14 protein-coding genes, 1 tRNA gene, 2 rRNA genes and 1 pseudogene are annotated in these 21,631 nt (G+C 44.9%); 5 read left to right on the forward strand and 13 right to left on the reverse strand.

Going from position 1 to position 21,631, the window contains the following annotated elements:
• Window positions 1–19 precede the first annotated feature (19 nt).
• The 6 genes from PXH59_RS09305 to rluD all read right to left on the reverse strand — a co-directional run bounded on the left by PXH59_RS09305 (window position 20) and on the right by rluD (window position 9,696).
• Window positions 20–2,931, reverse strand: a 23S ribosomal RNA gene (locus tag PXH59_RS09305).
• A 191-nt stretch (window positions 2,932–3,122) separates the two neighbouring features.
• Window positions 3,123–3,198: transfer RNA gene (locus PXH59_RS09310), tRNA-Glu, on the reverse strand.
• 86 nt (window positions 3,199–3,284) lie between these two features.
• A 16S ribosomal RNA gene (locus PXH59_RS09315) occupies window positions 3,285–4,827 on the reverse strand.
• Together the 16S and 23S rRNA genes with 1 tRNA gene alongside form the textbook arrangement of a ribosomal RNA operon.
• A 452-nt stretch (window positions 4,828–5,279) precedes the next feature.
• Window positions 5,280–7,853, reverse strand: a complete 2,574-nt coding sequence (gene clpB / locus PXH59_RS09320; protein WP_285811424.1) for an ATP-dependent chaperone ClpB — start codon at window positions 7,851–7,853, stop codon at window positions 5,280–5,282.
• Between the two features lie 129 nt (window positions 7,854–7,982).
• Window positions 7,983–8,714 carry a purine nucleoside phosphorylase YfiH gene (yfiH, locus tag PXH59_RS09325; RefSeq protein ID WP_285811425.1) on the reverse strand — a complete coding sequence of 244 codons (732 nt, stop codon included), beginning with the start codon at window positions 8,712–8,714 and terminating at the stop codon, window positions 7,983–7,985.
• Window positions 8,715–8,718: 4 nt separating this feature from the next.
• Window positions 8,719–9,696, reverse strand: a complete 978-nt coding sequence (gene rluD, locus PXH59_RS09330; RefSeq protein ID WP_047771869.1) for a 23S rRNA pseudouridine(1911/1915/1917) synthase RluD — start codon at window positions 9,694–9,696, stop codon at window positions 8,719–8,721.
• Between the two features lie 136 nt (window positions 9,697–9,832).
• Between rluD and bamD the strand changes: the two genes are divergently transcribed.
• The 3 genes from bamD (at window position 9,833) to pheA (ending at window position 12,827) form a co-directional block, all read left to right on the forward strand.
• Entirely contained in the window at window positions 9,833–10,567 is a 735-nt protein-coding gene (gene bamD, locus PXH59_RS09335; RefSeq protein WP_285811711.1) for an outer membrane protein assembly factor BamD, read from the forward strand.
• A gap of 455 nt (window positions 10,568–11,022) precedes the next feature.
• A complete protein-coding gene (raiA, locus tag PXH59_RS09340) occupies window positions 11,023–11,358 on the forward strand; it encodes a ribosome-associated translation inhibitor RaiA (RefSeq protein ID WP_285811426.1) in 336 nt (111 codons plus the stop codon).
• Window positions 11,359–11,672: 314 nt separating this feature from the next.
• A complete protein-coding gene (pheA, locus tag PXH59_RS09345) occupies window positions 11,673–12,827 on the forward strand; it encodes a bifunctional chorismate mutase/prephenate dehydratase (protein WP_285811428.1) in 1,155 nt (384 codons plus the stop codon).
• 46 nt (window positions 12,828–12,873) lie between these two features.
• On the opposite strand, the gene tyrA is transcribed toward pheA, so the two are convergent.
• Together tyrA and PXH59_RS09355 are read right to left on the reverse strand one after the other, a co-directional pair.
• Window positions 12,874–13,995 (reverse strand): bifunctional chorismate mutase/prephenate dehydrogenase, encoded by a 1,122-nt coding sequence (gene tyrA, locus PXH59_RS09350; protein ID WP_285811429.1) that lies wholly within the window; start codon window positions 13,993–13,995, stop codon window positions 12,874–12,876.
• Window positions 13,996–14,000: 5 nt separating this feature from the next.
• A complete protein-coding gene (locus tag PXH59_RS09355; protein ID WP_047771878.1) occupies window positions 14,001–15,095 on the reverse strand; it encodes a 3-deoxy-7-phosphoheptulonate synthase in 1,095 nt (364 codons plus the stop codon).
• Window positions 15,096–15,637: 542 nt separating this feature from the next.
• Here PXH59_RS09355 and PXH59_RS09360 point away from each other — a divergent pair.
• The gene (locus tag PXH59_RS09360; RefSeq protein ID WP_047771879.1) at window positions 15,638–16,981 is read left to right on the forward strand and encodes an anaerobic C4-dicarboxylate transporter; all 1,344 of its coding nucleotides are present in this window, start codon (window positions 15,638–15,640) and stop codon (window positions 16,979–16,981) included.
• 114 nt (window positions 16,982–17,095) lie between these two features.
• Here PXH59_RS09360 and rplS read toward each other — a convergent pair whose 3' ends face one another.
• The 5 genes and pseudogenes from rplS to ffh all read right to left on the reverse strand — a co-directional run bounded on the left by rplS (window position 17,096) and on the right by ffh (window position 20,620).
• Window positions 17,096–17,449, reverse strand: a complete 354-nt coding sequence (gene rplS, locus PXH59_RS09365; RefSeq protein WP_047771881.1) for a 50S ribosomal protein L19 — start codon at window positions 17,447–17,449, stop codon at window positions 17,096–17,098.
• A gap of 65 nt (window positions 17,450–17,514) precedes the next feature.
• A pseudogene (gene trmD, locus PXH59_RS09370) lies at window positions 17,515–18,268 on the reverse strand (tRNA (guanosine(37)-N1)-methyltransferase TrmD).
• Between the two features lie 37 nt (window positions 18,269–18,305).
• On the reverse strand, window positions 18,306–18,854 hold the full coding sequence (gene rimM / locus PXH59_RS09375; RefSeq protein ID WP_047771884.1) for a ribosome maturation factor RimM: 549 nt from the start codon (window positions 18,852–18,854) through the stop codon (window positions 18,306–18,308).
• An 18-nt stretch (window positions 18,855–18,872) separates the two neighbouring features.
• Window positions 18,873–19,121 (reverse strand): 30S ribosomal protein S16, encoded by a 249-nt coding sequence (rpsP, locus tag PXH59_RS09380; protein ID WP_047771885.1) that lies wholly within the window; start codon window positions 19,119–19,121, stop codon window positions 18,873–18,875.
• Between the two features lie 137 nt (window positions 19,122–19,258).
• A complete protein-coding gene (ffh, locus tag PXH59_RS09385) occupies window positions 19,259–20,620 on the reverse strand; it encodes a signal recognition particle protein (RefSeq protein WP_285811430.1) in 1,362 nt (453 codons plus the stop codon).
• Window positions 20,621–20,818: 198 nt separating this feature from the next.
• Between ffh and PXH59_RS09390 the strand changes: the two genes are divergently transcribed.
• Entirely contained in the window at window positions 20,819–21,610 is a 792-nt protein-coding gene (locus PXH59_RS09390; protein WP_285811713.1) for a cytochrome C assembly family protein, read from the forward strand.
• Window positions 21,611–21,631 lie beyond the last annotated feature (21 nt).

Consider the following 21,631-nt stretch of genomic DNA (forward strand, 5'->3'; position numbering starts at 1 on the left):
AAAACACCTTCGGTGTTGTCAGGTTAAGCCGCACGGCTCATTAGTACCGGTTAGCTCAACGTCTCGCAACGCTTACACACCCGGCCTATCCACGTCCTCGTCTCGGACGGTCCTTCAGTACCCTCAAAGGAGTAAGGGAAGACTCATCTTAAGGCAAGTTTCCCGCTTAGATGCTTTCAGCGGTTATCTCTTCCGCACTTAGCTACCGGGCAATGCCATTGGCATGACAACCCGAACACCAGTGGTGCGTCCACTCCGGTCCTCTCGTACTAGGAGCAGCCCCTTGCAATCTTCCAGCGCCCACGGCAGATAGGGACCGAACTGTCTCACGACGTTCTAAACCCAGCTCGCGTACCACTTTAAATGGCGAACAGCCATACCCTTGGGACCTACTTCAGCCCCAGGATGTGATGAGCCGACATCGAGGTGCCAAACACCGCCGTCGATATGAACTCTTGGGCGGTATCAGCCTGTTATCCCCGGAGTACCTTTTATCCGTTGAGCGATGGCCCTTCCATTCAGAACCACCGGATCACTATGACCTGCTTTCGCACCTGCTCGAGCTGTCACTCTCGCAGTCAAGCTGGCTTATGCCATTGCACTAACCTCCTGATGTCCGACCAGGATTAGCCAACCTTCGTGCTCCTCCGTTACGCTTTGGGAGGAGACCGCCCCAGTCAAACTACCCACCAGACACTGTCCGCAACCCGGATAACGGGCCGGCGTTAGAACATCAAACATTCAAGGGTGGTATTTCAAGGATGGCTCCGTGCAGACTGGCGTCTGCACTTCACAGCCTCCCACCTATCCTACACATCAAGGCTCAAGGTTCAGTGTCAAGCTATAGTAAAGGTTCACGGGGTCTTTCCGTCTTGCCGCGGGTACACTGCATCTTCACAGCGAGTTCAATTTCACTGAGTCTCGGGTGGAGACAGCCTGGCCATCATTACGCCATTCGTGCAGGTCGGAACTTACCCGACAAGGAATTTCGCTACCTTAGGACCGTTATAGTTACGGCCGCCGTTTACTGGGGCTTCGATCAGGAGCTTCTCGCCAGGCGATAACCCCATCAATTAACCTTCCAGCACCGGGCAGGCGTCACACCGTATACGTCCACTTTCGTGTTTGCACAGTGCTGTGTTTTTATTAAACAGTTGCAGCCAGCTGGTATCTGCGACTGGCCTCAGCTCCGGACGCTCGGTCCTTCACCTAACGCCAGCGTGCCTTCTCCCGAAGTTACGGCACCATTTTGCCTAGTTCCTTCACCCGAGTTCTCTCAAGCGCCTGAGTATTCTCTACCTGACCACCTGTGTCGGTTTGGGGTACGATGAGCACTAATCTGAAGCTTAGGGGCTTTTCCTGGAAGCGGGGCATCAGCAACTTCAGCACCGTAGTGCCTCGTCATCGTGCCTCAGTGCTGTGGATAACCGGATTTGCCTGATTATCCCACCTACACACTTAAACCGGGACGACCGTCGCCCGGATTGCCTAGCCTTCTCCGTCCCCCCATCGCAATTATTGCCCGTACAGGAATATTAACCTGTTTCCCATCGACTACGCTTTTCAGCCTCGCCTTAGGGGTCGACTCACCCTGCCCCGATTAACGTTGGACAGGAACCCTTGGTCTTCCGGCGAGCGGGTTTTTCACCCGCTTTATCGTTACTTATGTCAGCATTCGCACTTCTGATACCTCCAGCAAACCTCACAGTTCACCTTCAACGGCTTACAGAACGCTCCCCTACCCAGCAACACATTCGTGTCGCTGCCGCAGCTTCGGTGCATGGTTTAGCCCCGTTACATCTTCCGCGCAGGCCGACTCGACCAGTGAGCTATTACGCTTTCTTTAAATGATGGCTGCTTCTAAGCCAACATCCTGGCTGTCTGAGCCTTCCCACTTCGTTTCCCACTTAACCATGACTTGGGGACCTTAGCTGGCGGTCTGGGTTGTTTCCCTCTTCACGACGGACGTTAGCACCCGCCGTGTGTCTCCCGTGATAACATTCTTCGGTATTCGCAGTTTGCATCGGGTTGGTAAGTCGGGATGACCCCCTAGCCGAAACAGTGCTCTACCCCCGAAGATGACTTCACGAGGCGCTACCTAAATAGCTTTCGGGGAGAACCAGCTATCTCCCGGTTTGATTGGCCTTTCACCCCCAGCCACAAGTCATCCGCTAATTTTTCAACATTAGTCGGTTCGGTCCTCCAGTTAGTGTTACCCAACCTTCAACCTGCCCATGGCTAGATCACCGGGTTTCGGGTCTATACCCTGCAACTTAACGCCCAGTTAAGACTCGGTTTCCCTGCGGCTCCCCTATACGGTTAACCTTGCTACAGAATATAAGTCGCTGACCCATTATACAAAAGGTACGCAGTCACCCTGATAAATCAGGGCTCCCACTGCTTGTACGTACACGGTTTCAGGTTCTCTTTCACTCCCCTCGCCGGGGTTCTTTTCGCCTTTCCCTCACGGTACTGGTTCACTATCGGTCAGTCAGGAGTATTTAGCCTTGGAGGATGGTCCCCCCATGTTCAGACAGGATATCACGTGTCCCGCCCTACTCTTCGAGCTCACACAACACACCACTTCGGATACGGGGCTTTCACCCTTTACTGCCGGCCTTTCCAGACCGTTCTCCTGAGGCGTGTCATGCTGATGGCTCTGGGCTCCTCCCCGTTCGCTCGCCGCTACTGGGGGAATCTCGGTTGATTTCTTTTCCTCGGGGTACTGAGATGTTTCAGTTCCCCCGGTTCGCCTCATTAACCTATGAATTCAGTTAATGATGGTGCAACGGATTGCACCGGGTTTCCCCATTCGGACATCGCCGGCTGACAGCGCTTCATATCAGCTCACCGGCGCTTTTCGCAGATTAGCACGTCCTTCATCGCCTCTGACTGCCTAGGCATCCACCGTGTACGCTTAGTCGCTTAACCTGACAACCCGAAGGTGTCTTCGGATTGACGGGTCTGAGAGACTCACCCGTGCTGATGATTTCATCGTCACGGGCTGTTTCAAATTTTCAGCTTGTTCCAGATTGTTAAAGAGCTAATATTGCTAAACCGACGCGCACGTCCGCTTAACAATATTTCGGTGGCACCGTCTTTCACCCGATACCTGAGCAAGATGGCGTCCCCTAGGGGATTCGAACCCCTGTTACCGCCGTGAAAGGGCGGTGTCCTAGGCCTCTAGACGAAGGGGACTCAAAGTCTTCTTCGCAGACGCTTGCTCTGCTTTATTTCATCAGACAATCTGTGTGAGCACTGCACCAAAAACTACTATCTTTCGGTAAGGAGGTGATCCAACCGCAGGTTCCCCTACGGTTACCTTGTTACGACTTCACCCCAGTCATGAATCACAAAGTGGTCAGCGCCCTCCCGAAGGTTAAGCTACCGACTTCTTTTGCAACCCACTCCCATGGTGTGACGGGCGGTGTGTACAAGGCCCGGGAACGTATTCACCGTAGCATTCTGATCTACGATTACTAGCGATTCCGACTTCATGGAGTCGAGTTGCAGACTCCAATCCGGACTACGACAGACTTTATGAGGTCCGCTTGCTCTCGCGAGGTCGCTTCTCTTTGTATCTGCCATTGTAGCACGTGTGTAGCCCTACTCGTAAGGGCCATGATGACTTGACGTCATCCCCACCTTCCTCCGGTTTATCACCGGCAGTCTCCCTTGAGTTCCCACCATCACGTGCTGGCAACAAAGGATAAGGGTTGCGCTCGTTGCGGGACTTAACCCAACATTTCACAACACGAGCTGACGACAGCCATGCAGCACCTGTCTCACGGGTCCCGAAGGCACTTCCGCATCTCTGCAGAATTCCGTGGATGTCAAGAGTAGGTAAGGTTCTTCGCGTTGCATCGAATTAAACCACATGCTCCACCGCTTGTGCGGGCCCCCGTCAATTCATTTGAGTTTTAATCTTGCGACCGTACTCCCCAGGCGGTCGATTTAACGCGTTAGCTCCGGAAGCCACAGCTCAAGGCCACAACCTCCAAATCGACATCGTTTACAGCGTGGACTACCAGGGTATCTAATCCTGTTTGCTCCCCACGCTTTCGCACCTGAGCGTCAGTCTTCGTCCAGGGGGCCGCCTTCGCCACCGGTATTCCTCCACATCTCTACGCATTTCACCGCTACACGTGGAATTCTACCCCCCTCTACGAGACTCTAGTCAACCAGTCTTAGATGCCATTCCCGGGTTAAGCCCGGGGATTTCACATCTAACTTAATTGACCGCCTGCGTGCGCTTTACGCCCAGTAATTCCGATTAACGCTTGCACCCTCCGTATTACCGCGGCTGCTGGCACGGAGTTAGCCGGTGCTTCTTCTGTGGGTAACGTCAATCACAGGGTGTATTCAACCCTGTGCCTTCCTCCCCACTGAAAGTACTTTACAACCCGAAGGCCTTCTTCATACACGCGGCATGGCTGCATCAGGCTTGCGCCCATTGTGCAATATTCCCCACTGCTGCCTCCCGTAGGAGTCTGGGCCGTGTCTCAGTCCCAGTGTGGCTGGTCATCCTCTCAGACCAGCTAGGGATCGTCGCCTAGGTGAGCCATTACCCCACCTACTAGCTAATCCCATCTGGGTTCATCCGATGGTGTGAGGCCCGAAGGTCCCCCACTTTGCTCTCTCGAGGTTATGCGGTATTAGCCACCGTTTCCAGTGGTTATCCCCCTCCATCGGGCAGATCCCCAGACATTACTCACCCGTCCGCCGCTCGCCGGCAAAGAAGCAAGCTTCTTCCCGCTGCCGCCCGACTTGCATGTGTTAGGCCTGCCGCCAGCGTTCAATCTGAGCCATGATCAAACTCTTCAATTAAAGTGTTTGATGCTCAAAGAATTCTGACTGTCCGTTCATAATGAATTAACTGTTCAGTCACTCTTCAAGACTTTTTTAATCTTTTTCGCCTTTCGGCGTCAGATAGTGTCTTGTGAGTGCCCACACAGATTGTCTGATTAATTTGTTAAAGAGCGTTGGCAACCGGGCGTCTCTTCCGGGTTGCGAGACTGCGTATCTTACGCTTTCCTCTTTTCGTGTCAAGCCTTATTTCTCAGGCCTTTTCACGTTGTCATCCCGACCGGTTTGTGTGTTTGTCGTGACAACGGAAGCGCATTATAGGGAGTTTTATGATACTGGCAATAGTTATTTTAAAAAAAAGACTTCAACCGATTATTTATCACCCAAAACACCCGGATTTGTTGTTTTTCCAATCTATAAAAAGAAAAAAGAGGTGCAAAAACACCTCTTAAAAACTTTTTAAGCAGCCAATATTATTGGTTTGCAACAATACGATTGTCTTCCAACTCCAGAATCACTAATTTACCTGGAATCAATTTGCCAGAAAGAATTTGCTGGGCCAGTGGGTTTTCAATCTCTTGCTGGATAGCCCGTTTCAATGGACGAGCCCCATAGACAGGATCAAAACCAGCTTCGCTTAGTTTTTCCAGCGCGGGAGGTGTTATCTCCACTTGATAACCATGATCTTCCAAACGCTGGTATAAACGCTGCAATTGAATATTCGTAATAGATTTCAGATGTTCTTTTCCTAATGGGTGGAACACAACAACCTCATCAACCCGGTTGATAAACTCAGGCCTGAAATGGTGACCAACCACCTCCATCACCATATCTTTCATACCTATATAATCCAGTGAGCCAAAGCGCTCCTGAATCATATCGGAGCCTAAGTTAGAAGTCATAATCACAACCGTGTTACGAAAATCAACCGTTCTGCCCTGACCATCAGTCAACCGGCCATCATCCAATACCTGCAATAAGATGTTGAAAACATCTGGATGAGCTTTCTCTACCTCATCCAGCAAAATGACCGAATAAGGACGACGGCGCACCGCTTCTGTCAGATACCCGCCTTCTTCATATCCAACATAGCCGGGAGGCGCTCCCACCAACCTTGAAACGGCATGTTTTTCCATAAACTCTGACATATCAATGCGCACCATGGCATCATCACTGTCGAACAAGAAATTAGCCAATGCTTTACATAATTCTGTTTTCCCCACCCCTGTCGGTCCCAGGAACATGAAAGAACCGATTGGACGATTGGGATCAGATAATCCCGCTCTGCTACGACGAATTGCATTCGATACGGCATCAACAGCTTCATTCTGCCCTATCACACGTTTATGCAATTCTTGCTCCATACGCAGTAGCTTATCCTTTTCGCTTTCCAACATCCTGGATACAGGGATCCCTGTCCAGCGCGCGAGTATTTCAGCGATTTCAGCATCTGTGACTTTGTTACGCAGCAGCTTCATATGACGATTTTCTGCTGTTGTTGCTGTCGCCAGACGTTTTTCCAATTCCGGAATTTTTCCGTACTGAATTTCAGACATTTTAGCCAAGTCACCACTACGGCGAGCTTTTTCTAATTCAATACGGGCATTTTCTAATTCAGCTTTAATATTCTGAGTACCACTAAGTTCAGCTTTTTCCGCTTTCCACTCTTCTTCCAATTCAGAATATTCACGTTCTTTTTCTGCCAATTCTTCGTTCAGCATCTCTAAACGTTTTTTACTGGCATCATCAGACTCTTTTTTCAGTGCTTGCTGCTCAAGCTTTAATTGAATAACACGACGCTCAAGGCGATCCAGTGCTTCTGGTTTAGAATCCATCTGCATACGCAGACTTGCCCCTGCTTCATCAATGAGGTCAATGGCTTTGTCAGGCAGCATACGATCAGAAATATAGCGATGAGATAATGTTGCAGCCGCTACGATGGCCGGATCAGTAATTTGGACGTGATGATGCAACTCATATCGCTCTTTCAGTCCACGTAAAATAGCAATCGTGTCCTCAACCGTAGGTTCTGCCACATAAACTTTCTGGAAACGACGCTCTAAGGCTGCATCTTTTTCTATATATTGACGATACTCATCAAGTGTTGTTGCCCCGACGCAATGCAGTTCTCCACGAGCCAGAGCGGGTTTTAACATGTTACCGGCATCCATTGCGCCTTCGGCTTTGCCTGCGCCTACCATGGTATGCAATTCATCAATAAACAGAATGACTGAACCTTCCTGTTTGGCAAGATCGTTCAAAACACCTTTCAAACGCTCTTCGAATTCACCACGATATTTAGCACCGGCTAATAACGCGCCCATATCAAGAGACAGAACACGTTTGTTTTTCAGCCCTTCTGGAATTTCACCATTAACAATACGCTGAGCCAAACCTTCGACAATCGCGGTCTTCCCGACCCCTGGTTCACCAATGAGGACAGGGTTATTTTTGGTTCGGCGCTGCAATACCTGAATAGTTCGACGAATTTCTTCATCACGCCCAATTACAGGATCTAATTTGCCTTGTTCAGCACGCTCAGTCAGATCAATAGTATATTTCTTTAACGCTTGGCGCTGATCTTCTGCGCCTTGCTCATTTACTTTTTCACCACCGCGCATTTGCTCTATTGCCTTAGTGATTTTATCTTTGGTTGCTCCCGCCGCTTTCAACATGTCACTTAATGTTCCACGTTCTTCTATCGCGGCCAGAACATAGAGTTCAGAAGAAATGAAGTTATCACCTGATTTTTGGGCAAGTTTGTCACACAGGTTTAAATAACGTCCCAGTTCGTTGGATACCTGCACATCTCCACCATTGCCTTCTACTTTCGGCAATCGGTTCAGAGCCTGATTCAGTTGATCATTGAAGCTTCCCGTATCCACCCCTGCCGAGGCCAATAAAGGACGTACTGAACCACCTTCTTGATTAATTAATGCACTCATCAAGTGGATAGGTTCGATGAATTGATTATCACGCCCTAATGCGAGGGATTGGGCGTCAGCGAGAGCAAGCTGGAATTTATTGGTAAGACGATCCAGACGCATAACACCTCCAATACTGGTCAGAATTTGCTACTGGAGACTAGATAAGGCCATTCCTTAAATATTCAAGGTCTTCTGTAAAGTTAATTGGAAACTTACCGCTATACGTCAAAGATCGTCCTGTAAAGTAGGTTATCGCAACCAGATTAAAGTTGCCATTCGCCCTGTATTACCATCACGACGATAGGAGAAAAAGTTTTTTTCCTCCGTGACAGTACATGCGGCTCCACCAAAAATGTCTGTTATTCCTACTGACTGCAACTTTAATTTAGCCAGTAAGTAAATATTTGCCAGAAACTTATCGCCATAAGGCGTGAAAGCGTGTTCCAGATCAGGATTGGTTGCGATGAAAGCTTCCCTAACCTCACATCCCACCTCAAATTTTTCAGGGCCAATAGCAGGCCCCAACCACGCACGGATCATGTCAGGTTTTGCGCTAAATCGAGACACGGTATTCTCCAACACTCCGGCGCATAATCCGCGCCATCCTGCATGAGCCGCCGCGACTTCATCACCAGAAATACTGCAAAAAAGAACTGGTAAGCAATCTGCTGTCATCACAGCACAAACCTGATCAGGGATATTCGTGTAAACGGCATCAGCCTGATTATTCACCAATGGCTGACCATCAAGTGTGATAACACGTATTCCATGTACTTGCTCCAACCATATAGGCTGCTGCGGCAATTGGGCATATTCAACCAACAGCGTTCTATTCCGTTCCACGTATTCTGGAACGTCCCCAACATGATTACCCAGATTTAAACTGTCATATGGGGACTGGCTTACTCCGCCTAAACGGGTAGTACTGCAAGCGCCAACATTATCAGGCTGTGGCCAATCAGGAAAAATCAGTGGTGTCATTTACCTACCAATCCATCTCATCTTTGAAAGTTTCAGCATCCGCTTTCATCACTTCAATCAACTTAACCATGTCGTCCGGTAATGGCGCATGCCATTCCATCTCAATTCCAGTGATCGGATGGTAAAGACGTAACATGGTTGCATGCAATGCCTGGCGATCAAAATTGCGCATCATCTCGCGAAATTTATCAGAAGCCCCTTTTAAGGGACGAGGTCGCCCACCGTACAGAGGATCACCCACTAACGGGTGTTTTATATGCGCCATGTGCACCCGAATTTGGTGTGTTCTGCCTGTCTCCAAACGCAAACGCAATCGGGTATGCGCCCGGAAATGTTCCATAACACGATAATGGGTAACAGCAGGTTTACCCATAGGATGTACTGCCATGTGTGTCCGTTTTGTTGGATGGCGGGAGATAGGTTCTTCTACCGTTCCTCCAGCCGTCATACATCCCAAAGCAACCGCTTCATATTCACGGGTTATTTCACGTAATTGTAAAGATTCCACCAAACGAGTTTGTGCCGGAACGTTTTTTGCCACAACCATTAGCCCTGTCGTATCTTTGTCAAGACGATGAACAATACCTGCACGGGGAACATCTGCAATTTCAGGATAATGATATAACAAGGCGTTCAACACAGTACCGTCAGGATTACCTGCCCCCGGATGAACAACCAAATCACGTGGTTTATTGATGACCAAAATATCGTCATCTTCATAGACAATATTCAGTTCGATATTCTGTGGCTCCCAACGCGTATCTTCTTCAATGATAGCGTCAACGGAAATTTCTTCACCGCCCAGGACTTTTTCTTTTGGTTTGCTAATTAATTTGCCATTAACTTGAACTTTATTATCCAAGATCCACTCTTTTATACGTGACCTGGAGTAATCAGGGAACAATTCAGCCAATGCTTGATCTAAACGTTGACCTAGCTGAGATTCAGCGACTATTGCATTAAGTCGGATTTGTTGTGCCATTATAACTTCTATATTTTACGTTGAGTTTTGACGGCGAGGCCGTTTCATTTAAAATAGTGTGCTATTGTAACTCATATTTTGCCGGGAGCTTCACGGACAGTCTCCCAGAAAACACTCAGAGGATAATCAACACGTGATGATTCGCATGAAATATCTGGTGGCAGCGACCACATTGAGCCTGGTTCTATCTGGATGCTCTAACAATAAGGATGCTGTTCCTGATATCCCGCCATCTCAAATTTATTCAATTGGGCAGGAAAAACTGCAAGAAGGTAACTATAAATCGGCTATCAAACAATTGGAATCCCTTGATAACCGATATCCTTTTGGCCCGTACTCCCAGCAAGTTCAACTTGATCTGATCTACGCCTATTACAAATCAGCGGAATACCCGCTGGCTCTCGCATCCATTGACCGTTTCATGCGTCTGAATCCAACCCACCCTAATATCGATTATGTACTCTATATGCGTGGTTTGGTTTCGCAAACTCTGGATGATGACAGTCCATTACAAGGGCTATTCGGTATTGATCGTTCAAATCGTGATCCTGAACATGCCCGTGCTGCATTCCGTGATTTCAACCAACTGGTGCGCTATTACCCAAACAGTCAATATTCAACTGATGCTACCAAGCGGTTAATATTCCTCAAAGAGCGTTTAGCCAAATATGAACTTGCAGTTGTGCAATATTACACTAAACGCAATGCTTACGTAGCTGTTGTCAATCGAGTAGAACAAATGCTACGAGACTACCCTGATGCTAATCCAACCCGGAAAGCACTCCCTTATATGATGTTAGCTTATAAAGAATTAGGATTGACGGCTGAAGCCAATAAAGTGGCACAGCTGATCGCTGCCAACCCTGTATAAAATCTCATCCCATCAGATTTGAACAAGTGAGCAAAAACAGTAGCTAAATGGCTGCTGTTTTTTATCTACTCGTTGAAGTTGCCAGGGTTGTTATTGTCAGAAATATCACTACTAAAAGTGTGATTTTTATAAGACTTGTTTTTTGCTCTGTGTATTATTTATACAAAATAACTGAATACATTAGCGCAATTTTTGTCATGTTTGGCTATATTTTCACCTTGAAAACAATGAAAGCTTTGTAATTATAACGTAATTTAATAATCCCAAAACTGACCAATAATGACGCATAACTCTTTTCTTCGCAACAAATATTCTCCATATCTTCCCTGGCTATCACAATTCCATCACTTACTGCCAAAATCACTCAATAAAAGTGATTTAGATCATTCTTTTTATACAAAATGGCGCTATGCTGAATGCACCAGAGACGGAGTAACATCTAAAGAGGTAACTATATGTTAGTGAACATTACCAGCAAACAAATGGAAATTACCCCCGCAATTCGTAGCCATGTAGAAGACCGTCTAAGTAAGTTAAGCAAATGGCAAGTTAATCTAATAAATCCACATATCGTACTATCAAAAGAACCGCAAGGATTCTTGGTTGATGCCACAATCGGCACACCGAATGGCACGTTAGTGGCCAGCGCTAAACATGAAGATATGTACGCAGCAATCAATGATCTGCTGACAAAATTAGAGCGCCAACTCAATAAAGTGCAGCATAAAGCAGAAGCTCGCCGCACAGATAACAGTGTTAAAGAGTCTAATAATCTCAACTTAGAAGTATAATCCCCCCTGATTTTTGCCCTAACGCGCTCAATGAGCGCGTTTTTACTGCCTGTTGACACTTCAAGCTAAATAGGTTAATTAAAATACATTATTGAAACCATAAAGTAGCATGCTAACAGGTCAAATGATTATCAAACCGTCTTTGTTATTTTTCTTTTTTTCCACCTTCTCATAAGGAGGTTGATTCGTTTCAAAGAAAATTTAAGAAGACGAATAAAAACCTCCCATCAACAGGGAGGTTTTTTGTTTTACTGATCAAAAAGATATCTATGATGCACAGGCTACACTCATAATAAGAATGTCAGGAACATATTATGGAAAGAGACTTAGTGAGTTTACGAGAAGAAATTAGTCATATTGATGCGGAATTGTTGGATCTACTTGCTAAACGCCGACAATTAGCCAGTGACATCGCCCAAACAAAACTGCTCGATCATCGCCCTATCCGAGATAAAAACCGTGAACGAGAATTATTGAATACATTGATAAATAAAGGAAAGTTACGCGGATTAGATGGATTTTACATTACACGATTATTTCAGATGATCATTGAGGATTCTGTTCTCACCCAACAGGCGTTATTACAACAATATCTGAATCAGACACCTTACGATTCTGCCCGTATTACTTTTTTAGGGCCAAAAGGTTCATATTCTCATATTGCAGCCCGACAATTTGCTGCTCGTCACTTTAATCAGTTGGTTGAGTGCAGTTGTCACAAATTCTCAGATATTTTCTCACTGGTTGAGATTGGTCAGGCTGATTATGGCATCCTGCCACTGGAAAATACCAGTTCAGGGGCAATCAATGAGGTTTATGATTTATTGCAACATACCCCCTTATCCCTTGTTGGAGAGATAACTCTGCCAATCAACCACTGTCTATTGATTGCCGGGCAAACTGATATCTCAAGGATAAAAACCGTTTATAGCCATTCCCAACCTTTTCAACAATGTAGCCAATATCTCAATAGATATCCTGACTTGAATATTGTCTATTGTGAAAGCACTGCTGCTGCTATGCAAAAAGTGGCTGAACTTAACTCACCAGAAATAGCCGCATTGGGTAGTGAAGCAGGCGGCACTCTCTATGGATTACATGTTTTAGAAAATAATTTAGCGAATCAGCAAGAGAATAGCACTCGCTTTATTGTTGTTGCCCGCAAACCTATTGACGTATCCGATCAAGTTCCTGCCAAAACCACATTTATTATGTCAACCGGACAACAAGCAGGAGCATTGGTTGATGCTCTCATTATCCTAAAGAAACATGATATCCCCATGCGTAAATTGGAGTCTCGCCCAATAAACGGCAAACCGTGGGAAGAGATGTTTTATATTGATGTGCAAGTCAATCTGCGCTCCATGAAAATGCAACATGCATTGAAAGAATTGACGGAAATTACGCGTTTGCTGAAAGTGTTAGGATCTTACCCATCAGAAAATGTCATTCCTATCGATCCTATCTAAAGTAAAAAACGAAACCGGATGTTTCTATCCGGTTTTAAAATAAGACCTATACTCGGTTGTCACTAGCCTGCTGTAAAAGCACTCGACTTTCCTTCATAAATCGAGCTGCTTCATCACCAAACCAACCACTCACTTGGTTAAAGCTCTCAATAAAAGCTGACTTATCTTGTTGTTCCAAAATTTCCAGCACCTGCCCGAAACTTTGGTAATAGCCACGTATAAGTGCAATATTTTCAGGACTAGACATAATAATATCAGCATACAGTTGGGCATCTTGTGCAAATAATCGTCCTACCATCGCTAGCTCCAATCGATATATCGGTGAAGACAGCGAAAGTAATTGCTGTAAGTCGATATCTTCCTTTGCAAGATATCGTCCGTAAGAGAAGGTAGTGAAATGACGCAACGCCTGAATGAAACTCATATTTCTATCATGCTTCTCTGCGATGATGGGGTACAACCTCGCTCCCCATACTGAAATCTGTTCCAAAAACCATTGGTATGACTCTGGATAGCGCCCATCGCAATACACAACCACTTGTTTCGCAAAGCTACCTATATCTGGCCCAAACATAGGATGTAACCCTAAAACAGGCCCTTTATGTACTTCAAGCATCGCACTTAACGGTCTTTGTTTGATTGAAGCCAAATCAACTAAAATGCACTGTTCTGGTAAAGGAGGCAATCGACGGATAATCTTCTCTGTCAAGTGAATGGGAACACTGACGATCACCATCCCTGCTCCAGCCAATATATGTTCGGCGTTATCCCAATCGTCAGCTTCGAGCACCCTGACTTCATAGCCAGACAACGTCAACAATCGACTGAATAATCGGCCCATTTTGCCTGAACCACCTACAATGACCACAGGTCCTAAATGAGTGGCGAGTTTTTTAAAGCCTTTGTTATTCTCACTGACATAAGACTCCCGCATAATTCGGCGCAAGATATCTTCAATTAAATCAGGCGGAATTCCCATATTTTCCGCCTCCTGACGGCGGGAAGCCAACATAGCAGCCTCCCTATCAGGATCATAAATCGGTAAGCCGAGTTGACTTTTAACTTCACCAACTTGCGCGACTAAATCCATTCTTTTCGCCAGCAACGATAATAAGGTTTTATCTACCTCATCAATTTGAGTCCTTAATTGTGACAATTCTGTCGTCATATTGATTATCCTGCTTTTTCCATCATTATGTTTCGATTAGCCAAATGTGGAGCGATTTGTTGATACAGTTTTCTCAATATTTGCTCCGTAGTCTGCCAGTTAATACAGGCGTCTGTCACCGAAACACCATATTCCATCTCAGAACGAGGCTGCTCGGAGGATTGATTGCCCTCATTAATATGGCTTTCCAACATAATTCCAATGATGGATTGATTTTTGGACATCATCTGTTCAATAACAGAATCCACAACGATACTCTGGCGACGAAAATCTTTATTGGAATTACCATGACTGCAATCAATCATCAGTGATGGTATCAGCCCTGCTTTAATCATTTGGCGTTCACAATCAGCAACGTGTTCTGCACTGTAATTCGGCACGGCACCACCACGCAATATCACATGTCCATTCGGATTACCCCGAGTGTGCAACAAACAAACCTGACCTGACTGATTTATCCCCATAAAGCGATGAGGCATTGCTGCTGCTTTCATAGCATTAATCGCGGTATTTAAACTACCATCTGTGCCATTTTTAAATCCGACTGGCACAGACAACCCTGATGCCATTTCACGATGAGTTTGAGATTCAGTTGTTCTAGCGCCAATTGCTGACCAGCTAAATAGATCCCCTAAGTATTGTGGATTATTGGGATCAAGTGCCTCATTCGCCAAAGGCAATCCCATTTCTACCAGATTCAACAACAGGCGACGGGCAATATGCAGCCCCGCATCCATATCAAATGAACCATCCATATAGGGATCACTAATTAGCCCTTTCCAACCAACAGTTGTACGAGGCTTTTCAAAATAGACACGCATAACAATATACAGACAATCACCCAATTCAGCAGAAAGCGCTTTCAAACGACGGGCATAGTCCAAGGCTGCATCCACATCATGAATTGAACATGGACCACATACCACTAATAAGCGAGGATCACGATGCTGAATAATGTCAGCGATAGTATTACGCGCGTTTGTAATGGCATGTCGATCACGGCTATTCAACGGATATTTCCGTTTCAGCTCTTCCGGTGTGATGAGGACTTGCTCATCAAGGATATGAACGTTATTCAGAGCGTCTTTTTGCATGATCATTTCTACCTGCCTTGTCTGTTTAATATGTGTCTAAGTGTCTGTTGGATAACATACCATGAGTCGTAAAGAATACAATCCAAAATCGTAAATATTTCCCACAAACTGTAAATATTAATTTACATCAAAATGCAAGATCCATTGATATAGTGGAGATACTAACAAGCCATTGAATTTTATTTTCATGTCAAAATATATAAACAATCATTAAAGTTAACGCATTGTAAATAATAATTTACAATAACATCAAAATAGAAATAATTGATTAACTATCTGCGTATAATTTGTTACACAAATAAATATCTTTATAAATCAAATAATAAAAACAAGATCTCAATCTCATTTTTATATAAATATTCTAATAATATTAATATGTGTTTTTAATGTTTCCAAGAAACTATAAACCAATATTTATAAACAATAGCTATATCCAATAGATCTAAAGCTATGACTAATAGCTTACAAATGAAGTTATAAGTCATACAGATACAAAAATCGGTATGACCAACTTCTATTTATTTTTCAAATATTTATTAAGGATAGATATGATAACGCTGCAATTTACTATAATAATCATATGCTTATTGATAGGTACGCGTTATGCGGGAATGGGGTTGGGACTGATCAGTGGTATTGGGCTTTTTATACTGACTTTTGTCTTTGGTTTGGAACCCGGTAAACCCCCCGTTGATGTAATGCTGACTATTCTTGCTGTTATCGGTTGCGCATCCGTTTTACAAACAGCAGGTGGGCTAAATGTTATGATGCAGTTTGCAGAGCGCTTACTGCGTCGTCACCCGCAACATATCACCATTTTGGCACCACTGACCACTTGGATGCTCACTTTTCTTTGCGGTACTGGTCATGTGGTTTATACCATGTTTCCAATCATTGGCGATATTGCCTTGAAAAAAGGGATTCGCCCTGAACGGCCAATGGCTGTTGCTTCTGTCGCTTCCCAAATGGCAATTACCGCTTCTCCTGTATCTGTCGCCGTTGTTTCTTTGGTGTCAATTATTGCTGCCAGTCATGGTATTGGGCAGGCGTACGGGATCTTGGACATTTTGGTTGTTTCAATACCAGCATCACTCACTGGAGTCATACTTGCTGCATTATGGAGCCTACGTCGAGGAAAAGATCTTGATCAGGACGAAGAATTCCAGGCGAAAATCAAAGATCCAAAGCAACGTGAGTTTATTTATGGTGGGTCTGATACTCTATTGGATCAAGTCTTTCCTAAGCAGGCTTATTGGGCAACCTGGGTTTTCTTTGCCGCAATTGCCGTTGTAGTCTTGCTCGGTGCATTCACCGAATTACGTCCTTCTTTTGAAGTAAAAGGTACACTAAAACCCCTTTCCATGAATCTGGTGATCCAGATGATGATGTTAATTGCAGGCTCCATTATATTGATGGCCTGTAAAGTCAAAACCAGTGAAATCGCCAATAGTGCCGTGTTCAAAGCAGGTATGGTTGCGATTTTTTCTGTTTTTGGTGTGGCATGGATGAGCGATACTTTCTTCCACTCACATTTAGGTGAATTAAAACTAATCCTGGAAGATGTGGTTCAGGCACAGCCGTGGACTTATGCCCTTGTGCTGTTTTTAGTATCAAAACTGGTTAACAGCCAAGCCGCAGCCTTAACAGCTATTGCACCAATGGGATTACAGCTTGGGGTTGATCCTAAGCTTCTGATCGCTTTCTTCCCTGCCGCCTATGGCTATTTTGTTTTGCCTACTTATCCAAGCGATTTGGCTTGTATTGGTTTTGACCGTTCAGGTACAACAAAAATTGGGAAATTCATTATCAACCACAGCTTTCTTTTACCAGGATTGATTGGCGTCAGTGGTGCCTGTACAGTAGGGTATGTATTAGTCAGTACGTTTATGTAACTCACTGTGCCCTTACCAGGCTTACGACTGAAAAAATAAGTTTCCTGATTTAGAATGTAAAAAGGCCAGCATATCCGCTGGCCTTTAATAACTTTCGGATGTAGCAAAAGCGTATTATCTTGCGTTCAGACGCTCTTTAATACGAGCTGCTTTACCAGAACGCTCACGCAGGTAGTACAGTTTAGCTCTGCGAACAGCACCACGACGTTTAACACTGATGCTGTCTACGACTGGGGAGTGAGTCTGGAATACACGCTCAACGCCTTCGCCGTTAGAAATCTTACGAACAGTGAATGCAGAGTGCAGACCGCGGTTACGAATCGCAATAACCACGCCCTCGAATGTCTGCAGACGCTTTTTAGAACCTTCAACGACCCATACCTTAACTTCCACGGTGTCACCCGGACGGAATGAAGGTACGTCTTGCTTCATCTGCTCTTGTTCAAGTTGTTTAATAATGTTGCTCATAATAACTCTCTTACCCTAGGTAAACTGATATATCAAAGATATCCCTTCGGCGGGATATGTCTGGATTAATTCGTTGCCTGATCTTGATATTCCCGTTGGAACTCAGATAGCAACATCCTTTGCTCGTCAGTCAGAGCTAGGTTTTCTAGAAGTTCGGGCCTTCTTAACCAGGTTCGGCCCAGCGACTGTTTCATTCGCCAGCGATTAATTTCTGCATGGTTTCCCGACAGCAAAACTGGGGGAACTTCCATACTATCTAACACTTCAGGGCGAGTATAATGGGGGCAATCCAACAATCCATCAGCGAATGAGTCTTCTTCTGCCGATGCTTGACGCCCTAATACTCCCGGAATAAACCGCGATATCGAGTCAATCATCGTCATTGCAGGAAGCTCTCCCCCCGCTAAGAACGTAATCACCGACAGACCATTCTTCGTCAATTTCGGTTTGGATGATACGCTCATCAATACCTTCATAACGCCCGCAAACCAGAATTAATTTCTCATTTGCTGCCAGTTCACAAACTCCCTGTTGATCGAGTTTGCGTCCCTGAGGTGAAAGATAAATCACCTTTGCACCATCACCTGTAGAAGCTTTAGCTGCATGAATGGCTTCCCGTAATGGTTGCACCATCATCAGCATGCCTGGACCACCGCCATAAGGGCGATCATCAACAGTACGATGCCGGTCGTAGGTAAAATCCCTTGGATTCCAGCATTCGATACTCAACAGGCCATTTTTTACTGCCCGACCAGTTACCCCGTAATCGGTTATTGCGCGGAACATTTCAGGAAACAGGCTAATAACCCCAATCCACATACTGCGTCCCACTCATTTAAGCCGTTTTTACCGGAGATTAAAAACCAGGATCCCAATCTACCTCAATAGTTTTGGTAGCGAGATCGACTTTCTTGATAACCTGCCCATCAAGAAACGGAACCAGCCGCTCCTTGATACCGAATGCATCTTTCAGGTTTGCTTTTATTACCATCACATCGTTAGAACCCGTTTCCATCATGTCATGAATGGTCCCAAGGTTATAACCGGCTGTATTTATTACTTGGCAGCCAATAAGGTCTTTCCAGTAATAATCACCCTCATCCAGTTCTGGTAATTGGCCACAATCCACCACAATTTCACAGTTAGTGAATAAATTCGCCGCATCCCGATCGTCAATGTCTTTGATTTTGACGATAATATCTTGGTTATGATATTTCCATGCTTCCAGTTCAATGTGTTGCCACTGGCCTAAGCGTTGAATAAACCACGGTTGATATTCAAAAATGTCTTCGGCATGTTCGGTGGAAGAAAAAACTCTGAGCCAACCACGAATGCCATATGCAGACCCTAACTTCCCCAATACAATTGGCTCAACAGGGTGCTTCAGACCAGATTGTTTGCTCATTGTTACCACCGCGACAGATTAAGCTGCTTTCTTAGCGTCTTTGATCAGTGTAGCAACACGATCAGACACAGATGCACCCAGACCAATCCAATGTTCGACACGATCCAGATCTAAACGCAGAGTTTCTGCTTTTCCTGAAGCGATTGGGTTGAAGAAACCAACACGCTCAATAAAACGACCATCACGCGCATTGCGGCTATCGGTCACGACTACTTGATAAAACGGACGCTTTTTTGCGCCGCCACGAGCTAAACGAATTGTTACCATAACATCCTCATTAGTTAGCAAAACAACCAGACTCCATCGAGGAATGGAGTCCGGTTGTCCATTTAAAAGCCCGAAAATTTTACTCACTTTGGCGCAAAAAGCAATCCAAAGAACATTTTCTTTCGCAACTTTGTTGATTATCGCCCCATAAATCCCGGTGGCAGCATACCTTTCATGCCTCGCATCATTTTTGCCAAACCACCTTTCTTCATCTTTTTCATCATACGCTGCATTTCATCAAACTGTTTCAGCAAACGGTTGACATCCTGCACCTGTGTGCCCGATCCCATCGCAATACGGCGCTTACGGGAACCTTTGATGATTTCTGGTTTTTCACGCTCTTTACGCGACATGGAATTAATGATGGCTTCCATTTTAACCAGAATTTTGTCATCCATTTGAGATTTGACCGCATCAGGGATCTGCGACATACCCGGCATTTTGTTCAACATGCTAGCCATTCCGCCCATATTACGCATTTGTTTAAGCTGTTCAAGAAAATCGCTTAAATCAAAGCCGTCACCTTTTTTCAGTTTGGACGCCAATTTTTCCGCTTGGGTATGGTCAACTTTGCTTTCAAGCTCCTCGATCAGTGAAAGCATATCTCCCATGCCCAGAATGCGGGATGCAATGCGATCAGGATGGAAAGGTTCTAATGCATCCGTTTTTTCACCAACGCCGAGAAATTTGATAGGCTTACCCGTGATATGGCGGATGGAAAGCGCAGCACCGCCACGTGCATCACCATCTACTTTCGTCAGAACAACCCCGGTTAATGGTAATGCTTCATTGAATGCTTTTGCTGTATTTGCCGCATCTTGACCTGTCATTGCATCAACAACAAACAGGGTTTCAACAGGATTAATAGCTGCATGAACCGCTTTGATTTCATCCATCATAGCTTCATCAACATGCAGACGGCCTGCTGTATCGACTAACAGTACATCATAGAATTTCAACTTAGCATGTTGGATTGCTTTATTGACAATATCAACAGGCTTTTCCTGTGGATCTGAAGGGAAAAAGTCAACTCCAACTGTTTCAGACAAGGTTTCAAGCTGTTTGATCGCCGCAGGTCGGTATACGTCAGCAGAAACAACCAAGACTTTTTTCTTGTTTTTCTCTTTCAGCAATTTACCTAATTTAGCAACGCTGGTCGTTTTACCTGCACCTTGCAAACCAGCCATAAGAACCACCGCAGGAGGCTGTGTGGAAAGGTTCAGTTCACTGTTAACCTCTCCCATCGCCGTAACCAATTCATTTTGAACGATTTTGACGAATTCCTGACCTGGAGTCAGACTTTTGTTAACCTCATGCCCTACAGCGCTTTCTTTGACTCGTGCAATAAAATCGCGCACGACAGGTAATGCAACATCCGCTTCGAGCAAAGCCATACGAACTTCGCGCAGCGTATCTTTAATATTATCTTCAGTCAGCCGTCCACGACCGCTGATATTGCGCAATGTGCGCGATAGTCTGTCAGTTAAATTATCAAACATTGTCTCAGCTCAGATATCTACAGGTGGGTCTACCTGTATGGCAAATTTCGCAAATTATAGCACGATGATTATGTGATCTCTGCAAAGAGATTCCCAAGTATGATTAACAACGGTTGGAGGCTACTCCTGCTAGCGGTATACTTAAATTTCAGGTTTAATCCATACCCAATGGATTCCATTGTGAAAACGATAAACGTTATGCTGATATTTTCAATTATTGCTTTACTTACCTATCTCATTAGTCTGACGCTCATCGTACCAGGTTTATTGCGCCAGCAAAACAGTTATCAAAAACTGGCACTTTCTTTTGCCGTTGTAGCGTTAGTCGCCCACGTGATTGCATTAAAATACCAAATTTTTCATGTTAGCAGCGGGCAAAATCTCACTTTATTGAATTTAGGCTCAATTGTTAGCTTGCTTATGTGCATCATCATGACAGTCGTTGCTTTCCGTGGACGTGCATGGTTTTTACTGCCGATTGTTTACAGCTTCGCCATGATCAATTTGATACTGGCTAGCATGATGCCGGGAGAATTTATTACTCATCTTGAAGGTAGTATCGAATTATTTATTCATATTGGGCTGGCATTACTTGGCTATGCTACTTTACTCATTGCCGCGCTTTATGCATTACAACTGGGTTGGTTGGATCATCAGCTTAAAAAGAAAAAACTCACATTTACCTCGGGTATTCCCCCATTGATGACAATTGAGCGGAAAATGTTTCACATTACCCAAGTTGGTGTAATTTTACTAACATTGACACTCTGTACTGGCATCATGTACATGGATGATATTTTCAGTAAAGAAAATATCCATAAATCTGTTTTATCTATCATTGCATGGTTTATTTACGTTATTTTGCTTTGGGGGCATTATCATGAAGGATGGCGTGGCAAACGTGTTATTTGGTTCAATTTGATTGGCGCATTTATTCTAACACTGGCTTTTTTCGGTAGCAGGCTATTACAGGAAATGATGGTTTATTAATAAGTTAATTTATCATCGCTA

Source organism: Xenorhabdus bakwenae (assembly GCF_030272115.1).
GTDB classification, from domain to species: Bacteria; Pseudomonadota; Gammaproteobacteria; order Enterobacterales; family Enterobacteriaceae; genus Xenorhabdus; species Xenorhabdus bakwenae.

Excerpts from the sequence above, each read along its gene's own strand:
- clpB (WP_285811424.1), bottom strand. The coding sequence starts at position 7,853 with ATGCGTCTGGATCGTCTTACCAATAAATTCCAGCTTGCTCTCGCTGAC.
- yfiH (WP_285811425.1), bottom strand. The coding sequence starts at position 8,714 with ATGACACCACTGATTTTTCCTGATTGGCCACAGCCTGATAATGTTGGC.
- rluD (WP_047771869.1), bottom strand. The coding sequence starts at position 9,696 with ATGGCACAACAAATCCGACTTAATGCAATAGTCGCTGAATCTCAGCTA.
- rimM (WP_047771884.1), bottom strand. The coding sequence starts at position 18,854 with ATGAGCAAACAATCTGGTCTGAAGCACCCTGTTGAGCCAATTGTATTG.
- tyrA (WP_285811429.1), bottom strand. The coding sequence starts at position 13,995 with ATGACGACAGAATTGTCACAATTAAGGACTCAAATTGATGAGGTAGAT.
- ffh (WP_285811430.1), bottom strand. The coding sequence starts at position 20,620 with ATGTTTGATAATTTAACTGACAGACTATCGCGCACATTGCGCAATATC.
- bamD (WP_285811711.1), top strand. The coding sequence starts at position 9,833 with ATGATTCGCATGAAATATCTGGTGGCAGCGACCACATTGAGCCTGGTT.
- PXH59_RS09360 (WP_047771879.1), top strand. The coding sequence starts at position 15,638 with ATGATAACGCTGCAATTTACTATAATAATCATATGCTTATTGATAGGT.
- rplS (WP_047771881.1), bottom strand. The coding sequence starts at position 17,449 with ATGAGCAACATTATTAAACAACTTGAACAAGAGCAGATGAAGCAAGAC.
- raiA (WP_285811426.1), top strand. The coding sequence starts at position 11,023 with ATGTTAGTGAACATTACCAGCAAACAAATGGAAATTACCCCCGCAATT.
- rpsP (WP_047771885.1), bottom strand. The coding sequence starts at position 19,121 with ATGGTAACAATTCGTTTAGCTCGTGGCGGCGCAAAAAAGCGTCCGTTT.
- PXH59_RS09355 (WP_047771878.1), bottom strand. The coding sequence starts at position 15,095 with ATGATCATGCAAAAAGACGCTCTGAATAACGTTCATATCCTTGATGAG.
- PXH59_RS09390 (WP_285811713.1), top strand. The coding sequence starts at position 20,819 with ATGCTGATATTTTCAATTATTGCTTTACTTACCTATCTCATTAGTCTG.
- pheA (WP_285811428.1), top strand. The coding sequence starts at position 11,673 with ATGGAAAGAGACTTAGTGAGTTTACGAGAAGAAATTAGTCATATTGAT.